This window comes from Shewanella sp. 10N.286.52.C2 (assembly GCF_002874545.1).
GTDB lineage: Bacteria > Pseudomonadota > Gammaproteobacteria > Enterobacterales > Shewanellaceae > Shewanella.
On record NZ_MCTV01000049.1, the window covers coordinates 15,928 to 31,094 of the forward strand.

The following is a 15,167-nucleotide window of genomic DNA, read 5'->3' on the forward strand; positions in this document are numbered from 1 at the left end:
GTTAACGAGTTACTCTTAAATAAAACAGCGCCTATATTGATTTATAGGCGCTGTTTTTGTTTGGACTTGTTTTTGGTAGTTACTTACAAAGCAGCGTTAAAAATCCGCCTCATCAAAATTAGCAATATGCGCTACTCGCTTCAATTTGCTTAGGTAAACTTCGAGCCTGGCTACCCCAGTAACTCAGATATTATTAGGGCGTAGTTTGAATGTATCGTTATCAGCGATTAAAAATCCGCGTCATCAAAGCTGGCAATATGTTCGCTACTTGCTTCAATTTGCTTACGTAAGCTTCGAGTCTGACTGCCCCAGTAGCTCATATAAAACTGAGCGGTTTTAAGTTTGCCTTTATAGAACTCCGTTTCTTCAGTACCAGCTTCAATAGCTGCAAACGAGGTGGCGGCAATACGGGTCCACATCCACGCCAGCGTGGTGATGCCAAATAACTGCATGTAGGCCATAGAAGCTGCTCCAATAATATCTGGATTAGTGCTGGCAGATTTGACGATAAAGCCAGTGGCTTTTTCTAAATCGCCTGCCGCATCCATTAAGCCGGCAATGTAAGGCTGCATGTTTGCATTGGCGCTGTTTTCTTGGATGAGTTGTTTAACCATCCCTGACCACAATGTCAGTGCAGCGCCTTTATCTGAGAGTAATTTACGGCCAACTAAATCCAATGCTTGTACGCCATTGGTGCCTTCATAAATCATCGCAATGCGAATATCGCGGACAAATTGTTCCATGCCCCATTCGTTAATATATCCGTGGCCGCCATAAACTTGCTGCGCATCAACACAGGCTTTAAAGCCTTGGTCGGTGACAAAGCCTTTTACTATTGGGGTAAATAGCGCTGCCAGCATTGAAGCTTGTTTTGCTTGTGCGGGATCAGTATGGCGCTCAGCAGAGTCTAGCCAAAGCGCTTGCTGGCCCATTAAGGCGCGGGTGCCTTCATTAAATGCTTTTTGCGACAACAGCATTCTGCGCACATCGCCATGAACTAAAATAGAGTCAGCGGCTTGCTCTGGTTGTTTAGCACCAGATAACGCGCGGCCTTGAATGCGACCTTTAGCATATTCCAATGCGTTTTGATAAGCGATATCAGACACGCCTAAACCCTGAATGCCGACGCCTAAGCGGGCTTGATTCATCATGGTGAACATTGCCTTTAAACCTTGATGAGGTGCGCCGACTAATTCACCTAGAGCATTATCAAAATGCATCACACAGGTGGAGTTACCATGAATACCCATTTTATGTTCAAGACCGGTGGCAGATAAACTATTAGCTTCACCCAAACTGCCGTCATCGTTAACCATAAACTTAGGTACCGCAAACAATGAGATCCCTTTAACGCCTTCTGGAGCGTCAGGTAATTTAGCTAATACCAAGTGAATGATATTTTCCGCTAAATCATGATCACCAGATGAGATAAATATTTTTTCACCGCTAATGGCAAATTGGCCATCTGCAGCTGGGGTTGCCTTAGTGCGCAGTAAAGCTAAATCAGTGCCAGCATGAGACTCAGTTAAGTTCATGGTGCCAGTCCACTCACCACTGACCAGCTTGGCAAGGTATTTTTGTTTCAGTGCATCACTACCATGAACGTGGATAGCTGAGTAAGCACCATGGGTTAACCCTGGGTACATGGCAAAGGCCATATTGGTGGCGGTTTTCATTTCGGTGGCAAAGGTGCCAATAACTTCGGGTAAGCCTTGACCGCCATATTCAGGATCACAGGTTAATGTGGCCCAACCATCATCAACGTATTGTTTATACGCCTGTTTAAATCCTTTTGGGGTAATCACTTTGCCATCCACAAGCTGACAACCTTCAAGATCACCTGAAGCATTAAGCGGCAACATAATCTCGGTAGTGAAATCGGCCACGCCTTGCAAAATAGCATCAGCAAGCTCAGGGTCGATTTCATCAAAACCTGATAAGTTAGGTTGCTGATAAATATTAAGTAATTCAGATAATATGAATTGATAATCTCTAAGGGGGGCTTGATAAATCGGCATAATAGGATCCTTTCTTATGATATTTCTGTGCTTACTCGCATAGTGACAGAATTGATGTTCAAGAATTAAACAGGTGTTTAACCATAACTAACTTTGAGCAAAAACTCAGTAATTATTTATCGGCGGTTTGTTAACTTTACAGCGGCAATTATAGCGTCAGGTGTCGTTATTGAATGTGGATGGCTATTGAAAAGTGAGATTGATGTGCTTCTATTATGCTAATAGGTAATATAGTCAATGGGTTGTATTGAGCTAGTTTTGAATTAAAGCTGATTTGAGTGATTGATTTGAGTGATTGATTTGAAACTAGCACTCACATCCCTGTGAATGCTACATCGATTCAGTATTGTGGCAATGGCTGCTAAAGTTTAACTCAAAACCACGTTTATCGCCCTAGTTATAGCATTTAGTTAGTGCACGTAAGTACTGATTCAGTTAATTCGCGGTCTTGCTGTTGTGATAACGGCAACTCCCTTGCTTGCTCGCGCAGATAGTCCATTCCCGCTAAGAAACCGGAGAACATTTTCAGCGCAATAAATTGCCCTTCAGTGGTAGTGCGGTAGTTACTGCCTTGTTTCTTTATTGCTCCAGCTGCATGCAAGTAACTCATTTCTAAGGGAAATGCCTGCCACAATGTTTTACCAGTATGGGCTTTAAATTGTTGATTATCTAATACACCATGACCCATCATCATCATTAAGTGATGTTGTATTAGCGCTTTTTGCTCAAGAGGTTTGGTATAACAGGTACCACTATGGCCGGCATTGATACGCTCAATATAGGTTGGGATATCAAAGCTGGAAATGTTGAATTGCTCGCCAAAGCGGCCAAAGGCACCAGAGCCAACCCCAAAGCAATCTTCACCGTCGAGCACATATTTGTTTTCAACTGGTTGGCCAAAATTACGGCTAAATGTCCATGGGAACTCCATTATGTACTTGTCACCTAACGCTTGTTTAACAGCTAGAAATTGCGGCCAAAGCTCATTAGGCTCACCTGCAAGGCTACCTGCTTTTTTACGGTTTTTACCAATGCCGATAGTCAGTGGATAAGTAGTAATTTGATCAGGGCTTAAGCGAATCGTTTGCTCAAGATCCCAAGCAATTGACTCAGGCGTTTGCACCTTAAAGCCATACATCATATCGAGGTTTACAGTGGGGATGACCTCAATGGCGCGGCTAACGTATTCAGCTTGCTGTAATCCCGAGCCAAACTTTTCAAAACGGCCACTGGCTTTTAAAATCTTATCGTCAAAGCTTTGCACCCCAATGGACATTCTATCCACTAAGCCTTTAAGTAAATGTGGATTGCCTTCTTTAAAGTAGATTGGATCGCTTTCGCAAGAGACCTCGCGTACCGTGGTGATCGATTTAATCATCTCGATGGTTTTAATCAACTCATCTTCTAAAATGGTCGTAGTACCACCGCCAATATAAACCCGGTTAAAGGTATAGCCTTTGGCAATAACTTCTCTAATTTCTTTTCTCAGGGCTTTGAAATACTCTCTGGCAATGCCTTCAACAAATTTGATTTTATGGAATGAGCAAAAACGGCATAAAGTATGGCAAAAAGGAATGTGAATATAGAGGGTTTCGATGGGTTGTTCAGGGATATAGTCTTTGGCGTCAACATCAACTTCAACCGCATTTTTCAAGCTTAAAGAGCGTTTAATCGTTTGACCCATAACCCAGTCGAGGCTATTGGTTGCAAGGTCTAACCTTGAGGTTGAGAGAGTGGATTTCATTAAAGCCCTCATTGATATCATTATGTCTAATATAACCAGACTAATGGACTCCAGTGGTGATAAATGTCGGCTGAAGCATGAAGATACAAATATCTACAAATTAGAGGGTAATTTGTTACTAAAGTTTGATGGTTATCACTTTCTTGTAGCAGTTGCAGACTGCAAGATTTTGATTATTTGTTGTTTTTTTGTACGAAGCCGTTAACCGTTCCTAATTTTCATTGTGGTTAATAGTTTATTTTGAATCACTAATATTGAATATAGTGCTAACGCTGTGGTTGCGGCAGGTGGGCAATTAATTAAAACACGTGTGTGATCACTTTTACTCAGGCTGCAAATAGCGTACATTATGCGCAATTGTATTTTTTAAAGAACTCTTCATTTTATTTTATAAACTATGTGCAAGGGGAAAACTATGAAACATCGTTGGCAGATAGCCATTTCAGCAGGGCTTTTGGCGGGATTATGGGCTGGTGTGGCCGATGTATTTCAGTTAGTTACTTGGATTGGCTTTTTAAGTTGTAGTACTTTTTTTGCTCAGGCTGAATCAGGCATAAAAGGTATGTTCATGGCCATGAGCACTAATTTATCAGGTGTATTTTGGGGCTGGTTAATTATTGCTGGCAGTAGCTTGTTTGTGTCACCGACATTTGGTTACCTCTTTACAGCTATCGCAACCTCAGCAATGTGTTTACAGGCAAGCTATCAAAAGCTGGCATTCATTCCTGGGGCATTTATTGGCTGTTGTGTCACTTTTGCCATGGGAGGCGATATTGCTGCAATATTACCGCCATTGTTAATTGGCGCTATGCTGGGTTACAGCATGAGTTTATTGACGGGGCAGTTGATTAATTTTACTGAAAAGTTTCAAGGTTTATCGGTAAATAAATCAGTTGATGCCGCTAGTAATAATGCAGCGAAAGAGTTATAAGTCTGTTAGTAAGCCATTGTAAAAGCAGCATTTTTTGTTTTTGATACTTTTAATACATAGTGTTTTTTGTCATTGAGTTAGCACAAATTGATTTACTCCCTTGTGCTAACTCGCTAGGATGTTGCCCCATTTAGCATCTAGCAAGGTATCACATGAGATCCGTAACACTGGCTTTAACCCTCATCGCTTTATTCAGTCTTTTTAGCAGTTCATCAGTTAACGCCGCGCCACAAGTGGGTTTAATGGTGGGTAGTGATTCAGGTATCAATGTCAAAATTGATGATTACAAGATTGGTGTTGGATTTGACGAGTTATCTTTTACTATGGATAGAACCTTTAATTTCCAAGATAACCCAAATTTTTATTGGGGCCTTGGGGGTAAAATTGCTGACTCACATAAAGATGATATTCAGTTAGGTGCTAGAGCGGTGTTTGGTGCTCACGCTAAAGTGGAGCGTTTTACCTTTTTTGCTGAAGCACAACCGACCTTGTATATACTTGATGATGTTAAAGTGAAATTAGAAGCCATTGCTGGGGTGAGATATCACTTCTAGGTTTTCAATCTGCCGATTGAATGGCTAAGTTGAGATTTGTTGCCATCGTTTTGGTTAAAGTTGTAATCAAAGCTTTAGCTAGTGAGTTAGTGAAGTAGGGAATGCCAAGGTATTCCCTTTTTTGTGGCTGATTTTTGATGGTTTGATGGTTTGTTTGATGGTTTGTTTGATTGGATGTAACTTGATAGCTGGTGATTGGTGATTGGTGATTGGTGATTGGTGATTGAGAGTTAGTGGCAGGATTACAAGCTGTCGGTTGCTAAAGTCAACGTCGTGGGTTATCCACCCACACCCGACGAAGAGGGGAAACAACAGCAATCCGCCTCTTACTTTTCTAAGAACCATTTTTCTTGATCCCACTTATTTAACAATGGCGGTCATTACCCCAGCGACAATGAAGATAGGCTAAAAACGTTTGGCAGTATCTAAGCATGTTTACAACAGCATTTAGCGATGAAAAACGCTGCAAAATACTGACTATGAGTTATTTTTAGCATCTGAATTGAGTCAATTTGCTGTTATCATAGCGACATTATTTTATAGAAAAGGCATTCGTATGACCTCCCTTGCAGAACTTAATATTACCGACATCACGGTTGGTGAAGGCAAAGCCGCAGAAAAAGGTGCATTAATCACCTGTAAATATACCGGTAAATTAGCCGATGGCAGCGTATTTGATAGCTCAGAAGCATTTCAAGTGGTGATCACCGCTAAACGGGTTATCCAAGGTTGGTATCAAGGTATTATTGGGGACAACCCAATGAAGGTCGGCGGAACACGTAAACTGTCAGTCCCTGCTCACCTTGGTTATGGCGAGCGCAAAATTGGCGATAAAATCCCGCCTAATTCTGATCTATTCTTTGAAATTGAATTATTAGAAGTGCTAACCCGTGATGATTAATATTAGTACTTTATAACTGCTGAGATTAATCATCAGCATTGTAGTGTTTGGATTAGTTTACTTTGATTTGATTACAACCTGACGGTTGCTAAAGTCGTGGCGTTTCGCCACATTAAATCAACGTCGTGGGTTATCCACCCACACCCGACCAAGAGGGGAAACAACAGCAATCCCCCTCTTACTCTTTCTAAGAACCATCCCATGCCGCTCCGGCGAAGTTGTCACCTTCGGCCTTATTCGAAAATAGCTGACGCTTTCGATAGGCCATCCATGGCCAAACGAAAGCTACCCAGACATCCATGTCTGGCTCACGCTATTTTCTTCAACGCCCTCAGCAACTTCCAACGGAGATAATTGAATCCGCAGGTGAAATTGGAGATTTTCTAATTAGTTTACTCTAATGTGAATATTCTATAGTCTTATCAGATTGTTAAGTTTATGAAGCAAAGGATATGGTTCAAACTTATGCTTAAAAGATTAATTATCATGTTAGTGCTGATTACCTCTAGTGATTTACTTGCTGATGAATGTGAAATTTTGCTAAAAAGCAAAATTCAAAATGAGTTAGCTTTTACATATGAAGAGTTCGATCAAACTGAGAATAACGGTTTTCGTCCACTTGAGAAGATGTTTTGCTTTAAAGAAGCTGCTGAACTTTTAGAGTTATATATAATTGCTAATCAATCCAATAAAAGTTCTTTAAGGTGGCATCTAGCGCAAATGAAAGCCTTTAATGGTGAATATGAAGCTGCAATTGTTTATGCAAACTCTGTCATCGATATTGAGGAAGATTTGGATGATTTTCCTTTAATGTGGAATGACTTTGTGAATGCGAATATAGCATTTTTGATGCGAGATAAAGAAGCTCTGATTAAGTACAGAGACAAAATATCGGCGAGGAAAAATTTCAAGCCAAATGAGCTTAATCTACTTTATGTCGAAAAATTATTAGTTGGCTTTGATTCAACATATCAGAAAGCTATTTATGATTAATGCAATGGTTTGCCTCCATCACGCAAATTAGTTCTACGTATTTAAAGTCTTACAAAGGAAGCCGTCGAGCCCGCAGGTTCATTTGGTGTTGGATAGAGAAAGTTTGTTCCGCCCCACTTATCCTTACTCTGTCCCTGACGTATTGCGATAGAGTGACAAATACATGGCTTGATATTGCTGTAAATAATGAAGCCTCGACTTATTAAAAGGAATTATATAAATGGAAAACCCTTATGAAGGCTGTGAGCGTCAAGATACCTATTCTTTTATACAGTCGTCGATAATTCCAATTATGTTTATGCAAGGAAGTCTATTTTTCACTTTTTCGGGACATTATGCAGTCGGAGCTGTAAGTGGAATTATATTTTTACTCGTGCTTTTTTCACAGGAAGAAATAAAACTGTTTAAATATGATGCAGATTTCAAACTTACTTTCTTATGTGTTTATGCTTCCACTGGATTGTATTCAGCAATCTTAGGTTTCTTTGATAAATTTTCACCAATGTTGATTCTTATAGTGATTGATACCTGTTGGATTATGTATATTTATTATGTATACGGAAGAGTTTATTTAGAAGGCAGTAAGTGAAGAAAATAAGTTTAGGTAAAGTAAATTGAATATCTAATTAAAAACAAACCTGCCGATTCAACAATCTCCATTCGAAGTTGCTGTGGTTGTTGAAGAAAATAGCGTAAGTCCAGACATGGATGTCTGGCTAGCTTTCGGGGGGAAGGGACGCCCCATCGTAAGCGTTAGTTATTTTCGAATAAGGGCGCAGCTTATTCGCTTTTCAGAATAACTTCGTTGGAGCGGCAAGGGATATCGAGAAGGGAAATGCTGTTGTTTCCCTTTCGTCTGGTGTGGGCGAAGCGCCACGACGTTAATCTTTTAAACCTCAATCAATCCAAACGCAGTTTGGTGCACTCTCAAATAAAACTTAAATCACACCAAACAAAAAAGCGAACCTCCAATGAAGCTCGCTTTTGATTTTTAAAAGGCCAATAAATTAACTTTTGGCTAGAAGTTAAAACACCATTTCTGGTACATGCTCTGGCACAACCAACTTACCTGCAGTTTTAGATTGAATCTCTTCAACACTCACACCTGGAGCACGTTCTAATAAGTGAAATGCGCCGTCTTTGATTTCCATAAAGGCTAAATCTGTCATGACACGTTTAATGCAGCCGTAGCCGGTTAATGGCAGCTCGCATAAAGGTAATAACTTAGAGTTACCTTTTTTGTCAGCATGCATCATGGTGACAATAATATTGTCAGCGCCTGCCACTAAATCCATGGCGCCGCCCATGCCTTTAATCAATTTACCTGGGATCATCCAAGAGGCGATTGAGCCGTTTACATCAACTTCAAAAGCGCCGAGCACGGTTAAATCGACATGGCCGCCACGGATCATGGCAAAGCTTTCAGCCGATGAGAAAAATGATGCGCCATCAACTGCGGTGACTGTTTGCTTACCTGCGTTGATGAGGTCGGCGTCAATGGTGTCTTCAGTTGGGAACTCGCCCATACCTAATAGGCCGTTTTCAGATTGCAGCATCACGCTCATGCCTGCAGGAATGTAGTTAGCCACTAAGGTCGGAATACCGATACCTAAGTTAACGTAAAAGCCGTCTTGCATTTCTTGCGCTACACGTTGAGCAAGTTGTTCTCTTGATAAAGCCATGATCTTGCTCCTTATGCTTGGTTGTCAGGTTGAGGTTTAACGGTGCGCTGCTCAATACGTTTCTCAAAACTTGCTTGAATCACCCGATCAACATAAATACCAGGGGTATGAATATGGTTTGGGTCTAGCTCGCCCGGCTGGACAATTTCTTCCGCTTCTACCACGGTAATTTTGCCTGCGGTAGCCATCATAGGATTAAAGTTAGCCGCTGTTTTACGAAAGATTAAGTTACCCATGGTATCGGCTTTCCATGCACGAACTAAGGCGAAATCGGCGGTTAGTGACTCTTCAAGCACATAATGACGGCCTTTAATTTCACGGGTTTCTTTACCATCAGCGATTGGCGTGCCGTAACCAGTTGCAGTGAAAAAGGCTGGGATACCCGCTCCGCCAGCACGAATTTTTTCAGCCAAGGTGCCTTGTGGGGTTAAGATGACATTTAACTCACCTGATAGCATTTGCTGTTCAAAAGTGGCGTTTTCACCCACGTATGAGGCAATCATGGTGGCAATTTGGCGCTGCTTTAACAATAAGCCCAAACCAAAATCATCAACCCCAGCGTTGTTTGAAATTGCGGTAAGCCCAGTTACGCCTGTGGTCACCATATGATTAATCAGGCCTTCAGGGATACCACACAGGCCAAAGCCACCGACCATAATTGTCATGTCGTTATTGAGGCCGTTTAGGGCTTCTTGGTAACTGTGAACGACTTTGTTGAGTCCTGCCATAATCTTGTCCTTTTCAGTTTGCGGTTTGCAAATTTATATCGTTTTAATGTGCGCTATTAAGCACTGACTTTAAACAATGGCCTATACCGTTAGCGCTTGGGCGACTTTTGAACCTGTGGTGCGGCCCAATACTTGGCTGATTTGATTGCCTGCTTGGGCAAGTTTGTGTAAATCAATGCCAGTTTCTATGCCCATGCCATGGAGCATATAAACTAAATCTTCAGTGGCGAGATTACCCGATGCGCCTTTGGCATAAGGGCAGCCGCCAAGGCCTGCGACCGATGAGTCAATTACGCTTACGCCTGTGGTTAAACAGGCTTGAATGTTGGCTAATGCTTGGCCGTAGGTGTCATGAAAGTGTAGCGCCAGTTTATCGACAGGCACTAAATTAGCGACGGTTTCAACCATCTTACGGGCTTTTAGTGGCGTGCCAACACCAATGGTGTCTCCGAGGGAGATCTCGTAACAGCCCATTTTGTAAAGTATTTCAGACACGCGGGCCACTTCTGTGCTCTTTATCTCGCCTTCATAGGGGCAGCCCAGTACACAGGAAACATAACCGCGTACCTTAATGTTTCGCGCTTTAGCGAGCGCCATGACTGGCTCAAAGCGGGCGATTGACTCGTCAATCGAGCAGTTAATATTGCGTTGGCTGAAGCTTTCTGATGCGGCGCCAAAGATGGCCACTTCATCTGCGCCAGCGTCAAGGGCAAGTTCCAGCCCTTTTAAATTTGGGGTGAGGGCAGAGTAGACCACGCCTTGTTTACGCTTAATTTGCCGTAAAATATCACCTGAGTCGGCCATTTGTGGCACCCACTTAGGTGAAACAAAGCTGGCCGCTTCAATACGATTAACACCGGCAGCGGCTAACTGCTCAATAAGAGTAATTTTGTTTTCAATAGAGACCGTGGTTTCATTTTGCAGTCCGTCACGGGCACCAACTTCAAAAATACTGACCTGAGTCGGGAGATTGCTCGGTAACATTTATGCCTCCGAGTCAGCAGATTCAGGCGCTGTGACATCAAGTGTTGTTGGCTCGACATTTAGCAGTTGGGCACCATCGGTGACGAGCTCGCCGCTTTGAAAGTAAAATTCACTGACCACACCATCAAATGGCGCTTCAATGGTGTATTCCATTTTCATCGCTTCCATCACTAATAAGCCTTGGCCTTCAGTGACGCTATCGCCCACCTCAACTAAGTGAGTGACCACAGTGCCATTCATTGGCGCTTTTAATTTGTCGGCGCTATCAATGGTGTCTTCAGCTATTTGGGCTAATATCGCTTTAAAGTGATAGCTGCCGCTCGGTAAGAACAAGGTAAAGTCATCACCTTGATGGCTGACGGGAATGTTGCTTTTATGGCCATTAATTTCAGCCTGCAGCATGTCATCTTTAATGGTGCCTGCAAGCGATAATGCTTGGCCGTTAAGGTTAAGATGCAGTGCATCGCCTAAATCGGTGATGACGAGATTGTGCAATTGCTGCTCGTCACTGCTGTCGCTGAGTAGGGCAACATGATGCACACTGGCGCTATTGAGTCTAAAGCCACTAACTTGTCCCCACGGTGAGTAAGGGTCGTGGCTGTTGGTGGCGGTGGATTTTGCCGTTTGCTGGCGAGCTAATACTTGATAAAGCCCCGCTAATGCCAGTGCGTTGTCTGACTCATCAGTAACATTGCCAATTAAACTGTCGGAATAGCGCTCGATAAAGTCGGTACAAAAATTGGCGTCTGAAAAGGCTTTATGCTCAGCAATATTAGCGAGGAACTCGATATTGTGTTTAAGGCCGCTGATTTGATACGAGCTTAATGCGTGGGTTAAGCGCTGCAGTGCGCGGGGGCGAGATTCGTCCCAGACAATCAGTTTTGAAATCATTGGGTCGTAAAAGTTACTAATGACATCATTTTCGCGAATGCCTGAATCAATGCGTACATGACGGTTTTGATCCGGCTCGCGCAAGAAGGTTAACTTGCCTGACGCGGGTAAAAATTCATTGCGGGGATCTTCAGCATAAATACGAGCTTCAAAGGCGTGGCCATGAATACGCACTTCAGCTTGGGTAAGGGGCAACTCACTGCCACTAGCGACCATTAGTTGCCATTTTACTAAGTCTTGCCCGGTGACCATTTCTGTAACTGGGTGCTCAACCTGTAGACGGGTGTTCATTTCCATGAAGTAGAAACTGCCATCAGTATCTAATAGAAACTCAACCGTGCCTGCGCCCACATAATCAATGGCTTTAGCTGCGGCTACTGCCGCTTCACCCATTTGCTTACGCAGTGCATCTGACAGCCCTGGGGCTGGCGCTTCTTCGACCACTTTTTGATGGCGACGCTGGATGGAGCAATCACGATCTGATAAATAGATGGTATTACCGAAAGTATCGGCAAACACTTGTAGCTCCACATGACGTGGCTGGCGTAAGTAGCGTTCCATTAATAATTTGTCATTACCAAACGATGATGCCGCTTCTCGACGAGCTGAGTTAATCGCTGCTAGCACTTCAGCTTGGCTTTCAACAATCTTCATGCCTTTACCACCACCGCCATAGGCCGCTTTAATCAGCATGGGGTAACCAACATTTTCAGCTTCAGCCAGTAGGGTTTCATCTGATTGGTCATCACCATGATAACCGGGCACTAATGGCACATTGGCTGCGCCCATAATCATTTTGGCGGCGCTTTTACTGCCCATAGCATCAATGGCATCACTGCCTGGGCCGATAAATACAATGCCGTTTTGCTCACAGTTGCGAGCAAAGTCAGCGTTTTCAGACAAGAAACCATAACCGGGGTGAATCGCTTCAGCGGCTGACTTTTTCGCAATTTCAATGATCAAATCAGCTTTTAGGTATGAATCAGCCGGAGCGCTGCCACCAATGTGGAAAGATTCATCGGCCATGGTGACATGGCGGGCATCTTTATCGGCATCAGAATAAAGCGCTACAGTACGAACGCCCATGGCGCGGGCGGTGTTGATGATGCGACAGGCAATTTCACCACGATTGGCAATTAAAATCTTAGTAAACATTATTGGGCTCCTTGTGCATCAGTCTTAGCGCTGCTTTTAGTCGATTGAGCACGCCATGATGGTGAACGTTTTTCAAAGAATGCATTGAGGCCTTCTTGGCCTTCGTCTGATACACGTATGCGGGCAATCTGCTCGCTAGTATGGGCAAGGGTGGCGTCATTTATCACGCCATCTTCAAGGTGGGACACTAAGGTTTTAACCCATGCCATGCCTTGGGGACTGTTAGCGTTAAAGGCCTCGATAAACGGCTGGGCTGCTGCGTCTAAATCATCATTAACTTCATGAATTATTTGATGAGTTAAGGCTACAGTGGCACTGAAGCGCTCGGCGGTGAGCATATAACGTCGTGCTTGGCGGTTGCCCATGGCTCGCACCACATAAGGGCTGATAACCGCAGGGATTAAACCGAGTTTGACTTCACTGAGGCAAAAGCTTGCGCGCTCATTGGCAATGGCAATATCGCAGCAGCAAATTAATCCCAGTGCGCCGCCAAAGGCTGCGCCATTGACTAAGGCGATAGTCGGCTTAGGAAACTTATCTAGCACGTGCATTAATTTAGCCAGTTCATGGGCGTCATTGAGGTTTTGCTCAAAGTCCATTTTGGCTTGCTTGCGCATCCAGTTAAGGTCAGCGCCAGCACTGAAGTTTTTACCGTTGGCGCGCAATATTAATTGCTGGCATTGGTCGTTTTCGGCAAAGGCTTCGATGGCGGTGATCATTTCATTAATCATCACTTCATCAAAGGCATTATGTTTTTCAACGCGGTCTAAAATTAATTCACCAACGCCTTGGTTAAGCTGGCATTGAATGTATTGATATGGGTTGGCTATTGCCATGTTTGCATGCTCCTATTGATATTGAATGAATAACCGCAATTACATGCGGAACACACCAAACTTGGTATCTTCAATAGGCGCATTTAACGCCGCCGATAACGCTAAACCCACTACATCACGCGTTTGAGCAGGGTCGATAATGCCGTCATCCCACAGGCGTGCACTGGCATGGTAGGGATGACCTTCTTTGTCATATTGCTCAACAATCGGTTTTCTAAAGGCTTGCTCGTCTTCATCAGACCAGTCTTGGCCTTTACGGGCTAAACCGTCACGGCGAACTGTGGCCAATACACCAGCAGCTTGTTCGCCGCCCATGACTGAAATGCGAGCATTGGGCCACATCCACATCATGGTGGGCTCAAATGCACGGCCACACATGCCGTAGTTACCCGCGCCATAACTGCCACCAATGATGACGGTAAATTTAGGCACATTGGCACAAGATACTGCGGTAACCATTTTAGCGCCGTGCTTAGCAATACCCTCATGTTCGTACTTTTTACCTACCATAAAACCAGTGATGTTTTGCAGGAACAGTAATGGGATTTTGCGTTGGCAACACAATTCAATAAAGTGCGCGCCTTTTTGGGCAGATTCAGAAAATAAAATGCCGTTGTTAGCCACAATGCCGACAGGGTAGCCATGAATGCGGGCAAAGCCGCAAACCAGCGTATTACCGTAATTGGCTTTAAATTCATCAAAATCTGAGTCATCAACAACCCGGGCAATAACCTCTTTAACATCAAAGGGCTTTTTAAGGTCGGTACCGACAATGCCGTACAATTCACTGATATCGAATTTAGGTGGCTTTGATGGACTTAGCTGGGCTGTAATTTGCTTTTGATGGTTTAAGCGTGAAATGGCTTTACGGGCAAGCTCAAGTGCGTGGTCATCATTTTGGGCTAAATGGTCGGCAACACCAGAAATCTTAGTATGTACTTCAGCGCCGCCTAATTCTTCGGCGGTTACTTCTTCGCCGGTAGCGGCTTTAACTAATGGCGGGCCGGCTAAAAAAATAGTGCCTTGCTCTTTTACGATAATCGACTCATCTGCCATGGCGGGAACATAGGCGCCACCTGCTGTACACAAACCCATGACCACAGCCACTTGCGGAATGCCTTTAGCTGACATTTGCGCTTGGTTGTAAAAAATACGCCCGAAATGATCGCGATCGGGAAACACTTCATCTTGTCTTGGTAAGTTTGCCCCGCCTGAATCCACTAGGTAGATACAAGGTAAATGACAGCGACTGGCAATGTCTTGGGCCCGTAAATGCTTTTTCACCGTAATAGGGTAGTAAGTACCGCCTTTAACGGTGGCGTCATTGGCGATAATCATACATTCAACACCGCTTACACGGCCAATACCGGCAATCACACCGGCTGCGGGCACAGCTTCATCATAAACTTCATAGGCGGCGAATTGGGATATTTCTAAAAAGGGTGAGCCGGGATCGAGCAGTTTTTCGACTCGATGACGGGGCAGTAATTTACCTCGTGACAGGTGGCGTTCAAGGGCGACGGGACCGCCACCTTGTTCAATTTGGGTGAGTTTGATTTTTAGATCATCAACTAATGCCACCATGTCATCATGCTTGGCTTTAAACTCGTCACTACGGGCGTTAATACGGCTGCTCAATTGCGTCACAATTCATATCCTTAATGAGTCAAGTGAGGCGTTAGCATGGCTGAGTCTAAAGGGGGATGGGGTCTCAACCACGCTACGCACTAAACACTTTGCTATTGACGTT

The 15,167-nt window shown here is 43.7% G+C and carries 13 protein-coding genes; 5 read left to right on the forward strand and 8 right to left on the reverse strand.

Annotated elements, in window-relative coordinates; genetic code table 11:
- Window positions 1–227: 227 nt before the first annotated feature.
- Complete coding sequence (locus BCU94_RS16520; protein WP_102477000.1) at window positions 228–2,018, reverse strand: acyl-CoA dehydrogenase C-terminal domain-containing protein; 1,791 nt, start codon at window positions 2,016–2,018, stop codon at window positions 228–230.
- A 406-nt stretch (window positions 2,019–2,424) separates the two neighbouring features.
- Window positions 2,425–3,762: a coproporphyrinogen III oxidase family protein gene (locus BCU94_RS16525; protein WP_102477001.1), complete on the reverse strand. Its 1,338-nt coding sequence runs from the start codon at window positions 3,760–3,762 to the stop codon at window positions 2,425–2,427.
- Window positions 3,763–4,177: 415 nt separating this feature from the next.
- Here BCU94_RS16525 and BCU94_RS16535 point away from each other — a divergent pair, with 415 nt between their 5' ends.
- The 5 genes from BCU94_RS16535 to BCU94_RS16555 all read left to right on the forward strand — a co-directional run bounded on the left by BCU94_RS16535 (window position 4,178) and on the right by BCU94_RS16555 (window position 7,730).
- Window positions 4,178–4,693 carry a DUF1097 domain-containing protein gene (locus BCU94_RS16535; protein ID WP_102477003.1) on the forward strand — a complete coding sequence of 172 codons (516 nt, stop codon included), beginning with the start codon at window positions 4,178–4,180 and terminating at the stop codon, window positions 4,691–4,693.
- 152 nt (window positions 4,694–4,845) lie between these two features.
- Complete coding sequence (locus BCU94_RS16540; RefSeq protein WP_102440648.1) at window positions 4,846–5,247, forward strand: hypothetical protein; 402 nt, start codon at window positions 4,846–4,848, stop codon at window positions 5,245–5,247.
- 556 nt (window positions 5,248–5,803) lie between these two features.
- Window positions 5,804–6,148, forward strand: a complete 345-nt coding sequence (locus BCU94_RS16545) for an FKBP-type peptidyl-prolyl cis-trans isomerase (protein ID WP_102477004.1) — start codon at window positions 5,804–5,806, stop codon at window positions 6,146–6,148.
- Between the two features lie 486 nt (window positions 6,149–6,634).
- Window positions 6,635–7,141 carry a hypothetical protein gene (locus BCU94_RS16550; protein ID WP_133149800.1) on the forward strand — a complete coding sequence of 169 codons (507 nt, stop codon included), beginning with the start codon at window positions 6,635–6,637 and terminating at the stop codon, window positions 7,139–7,141.
- Window positions 7,142–7,361: 220 nt separating this feature from the next.
- Entirely contained in the window at window positions 7,362–7,730 is a 369-nt protein-coding gene (locus BCU94_RS16555) for a hypothetical protein (RefSeq protein WP_102477006.1), read from the forward strand.
- A 436-nt stretch (window positions 7,731–8,166) separates the two neighbouring features.
- Here BCU94_RS16555 and BCU94_RS16560 read toward each other — a convergent pair whose 3' ends face one another.
- The 6 genes from BCU94_RS16560 to BCU94_RS16585 all read right to left on the reverse strand — a co-directional run bounded on the left by BCU94_RS16560 (window position 8,167) and on the right by BCU94_RS16585 (window position 15,064).
- Complete coding sequence (locus tag BCU94_RS16560; RefSeq protein ID WP_102436292.1) at window positions 8,167–8,823, reverse strand: 3-oxoacid CoA-transferase subunit B; 657 nt, start codon at window positions 8,821–8,823, stop codon at window positions 8,167–8,169.
- 11 nt (window positions 8,824–8,834) lie between these two features.
- Entirely contained in the window at window positions 8,835–9,551 is a 717-nt protein-coding gene (locus tag BCU94_RS16565) for a CoA transferase subunit A (protein ID WP_102477007.1), read from the reverse strand.
- Window positions 9,552–9,632: 81 nt separating this feature from the next.
- Window positions 9,633–10,535 carry a hydroxymethylglutaryl-CoA lyase gene (locus BCU94_RS16570; protein WP_102436296.1) on the reverse strand — a complete coding sequence of 301 codons (903 nt, stop codon included), beginning with the start codon at window positions 10,533–10,535 and terminating at the stop codon, window positions 9,633–9,635.
- Window positions 10,536–12,581: an acetyl/propionyl/methylcrotonyl-CoA carboxylase subunit alpha gene (locus BCU94_RS16575; RefSeq protein ID WP_102477008.1), complete on the reverse strand. Its 2,046-nt coding sequence runs from the start codon at window positions 12,579–12,581 to the stop codon at window positions 10,536–10,538.
- Window positions 12,581–13,417 carry an enoyl-CoA hydratase-related protein gene (locus tag BCU94_RS16580; protein WP_102436300.1) on the reverse strand — a complete coding sequence of 279 codons (837 nt, stop codon included), beginning with the start codon at window positions 13,415–13,417 and terminating at the stop codon, window positions 12,581–12,583. The genes BCU94_RS16575 and BCU94_RS16580 overlap by 1 nt, the downstream gene beginning before the upstream one ends.
- A 39-nt stretch (window positions 13,418–13,456) precedes the next feature.
- Window positions 13,457–15,064 (reverse strand): carboxyl transferase domain-containing protein, encoded by a 1,608-nt coding sequence (locus BCU94_RS16585; RefSeq protein ID WP_102436302.1) that lies wholly within the window; start codon window positions 15,062–15,064, stop codon window positions 13,457–13,459.
- Between the last annotated feature and the right edge of the window lie 103 nt (window positions 15,065–15,167).

Coding starts and splice junctions, on each gene's coding strand:
- BCU94_RS16550 (WP_133149800.1), top strand. CDS start 6,635: ATGTTAGTGCTGATTACCTCTAGTGATTTACTTGCTGATGAATGTGAA.
- BCU94_RS16575 (WP_102477008.1), bottom strand. CDS start 12,581: ATGTTTACTAAGATTTTAATTGCCAATCGTGGTGAAATTGCCTGTCGC.
- BCU94_RS16580 (WP_102436300.1), bottom strand. CDS start 13,417: ATGGCAATAGCCAACCCATATCAATACATTCAATGCCAGCTTAACCAA.
- BCU94_RS16545 (WP_102477004.1), top strand. CDS start 5,804: ATGACCTCCCTTGCAGAACTTAATATTACCGACATCACGGTTGGTGAA.
- BCU94_RS16520 (WP_102477000.1), bottom strand. CDS start 2,018: ATGCCGATTTATCAAGCCCCCCTTAGAGATTATCAATTCATATTATCT.
- BCU94_RS16540 (WP_102440648.1), top strand. CDS start 4,846: ATGAGATCCGTAACACTGGCTTTAACCCTCATCGCTTTATTCAGTCTT.
- BCU94_RS16555 (WP_102477006.1), top strand. CDS start 7,362: ATGGAAAACCCTTATGAAGGCTGTGAGCGTCAAGATACCTATTCTTTT.
- BCU94_RS16570 (WP_102436296.1), bottom strand. CDS start 10,535: ATGTTACCGAGCAATCTCCCGACTCAGGTCAGTATTTTTGAAGTTGGT.
- BCU94_RS16535 (WP_102477003.1), top strand. CDS start 4,178: ATGAAACATCGTTGGCAGATAGCCATTTCAGCAGGGCTTTTGGCGGGA.
- BCU94_RS16525 (WP_102477001.1), bottom strand. CDS start 3,762: ATGAAATCCACTCTCTCAACCTCAAGGTTAGACCTTGCAACCAATAGC.
- BCU94_RS16565 (WP_102477007.1), bottom strand. CDS start 9,551: ATGGCAGGACTCAACAAAGTCGTTCACAGTTACCAAGAAGCCCTAAAC.
- BCU94_RS16560 (WP_102436292.1), bottom strand. CDS start 8,823: ATGGCTTTATCAAGAGAACAACTTGCTCAACGTGTAGCGCAAGAAATG.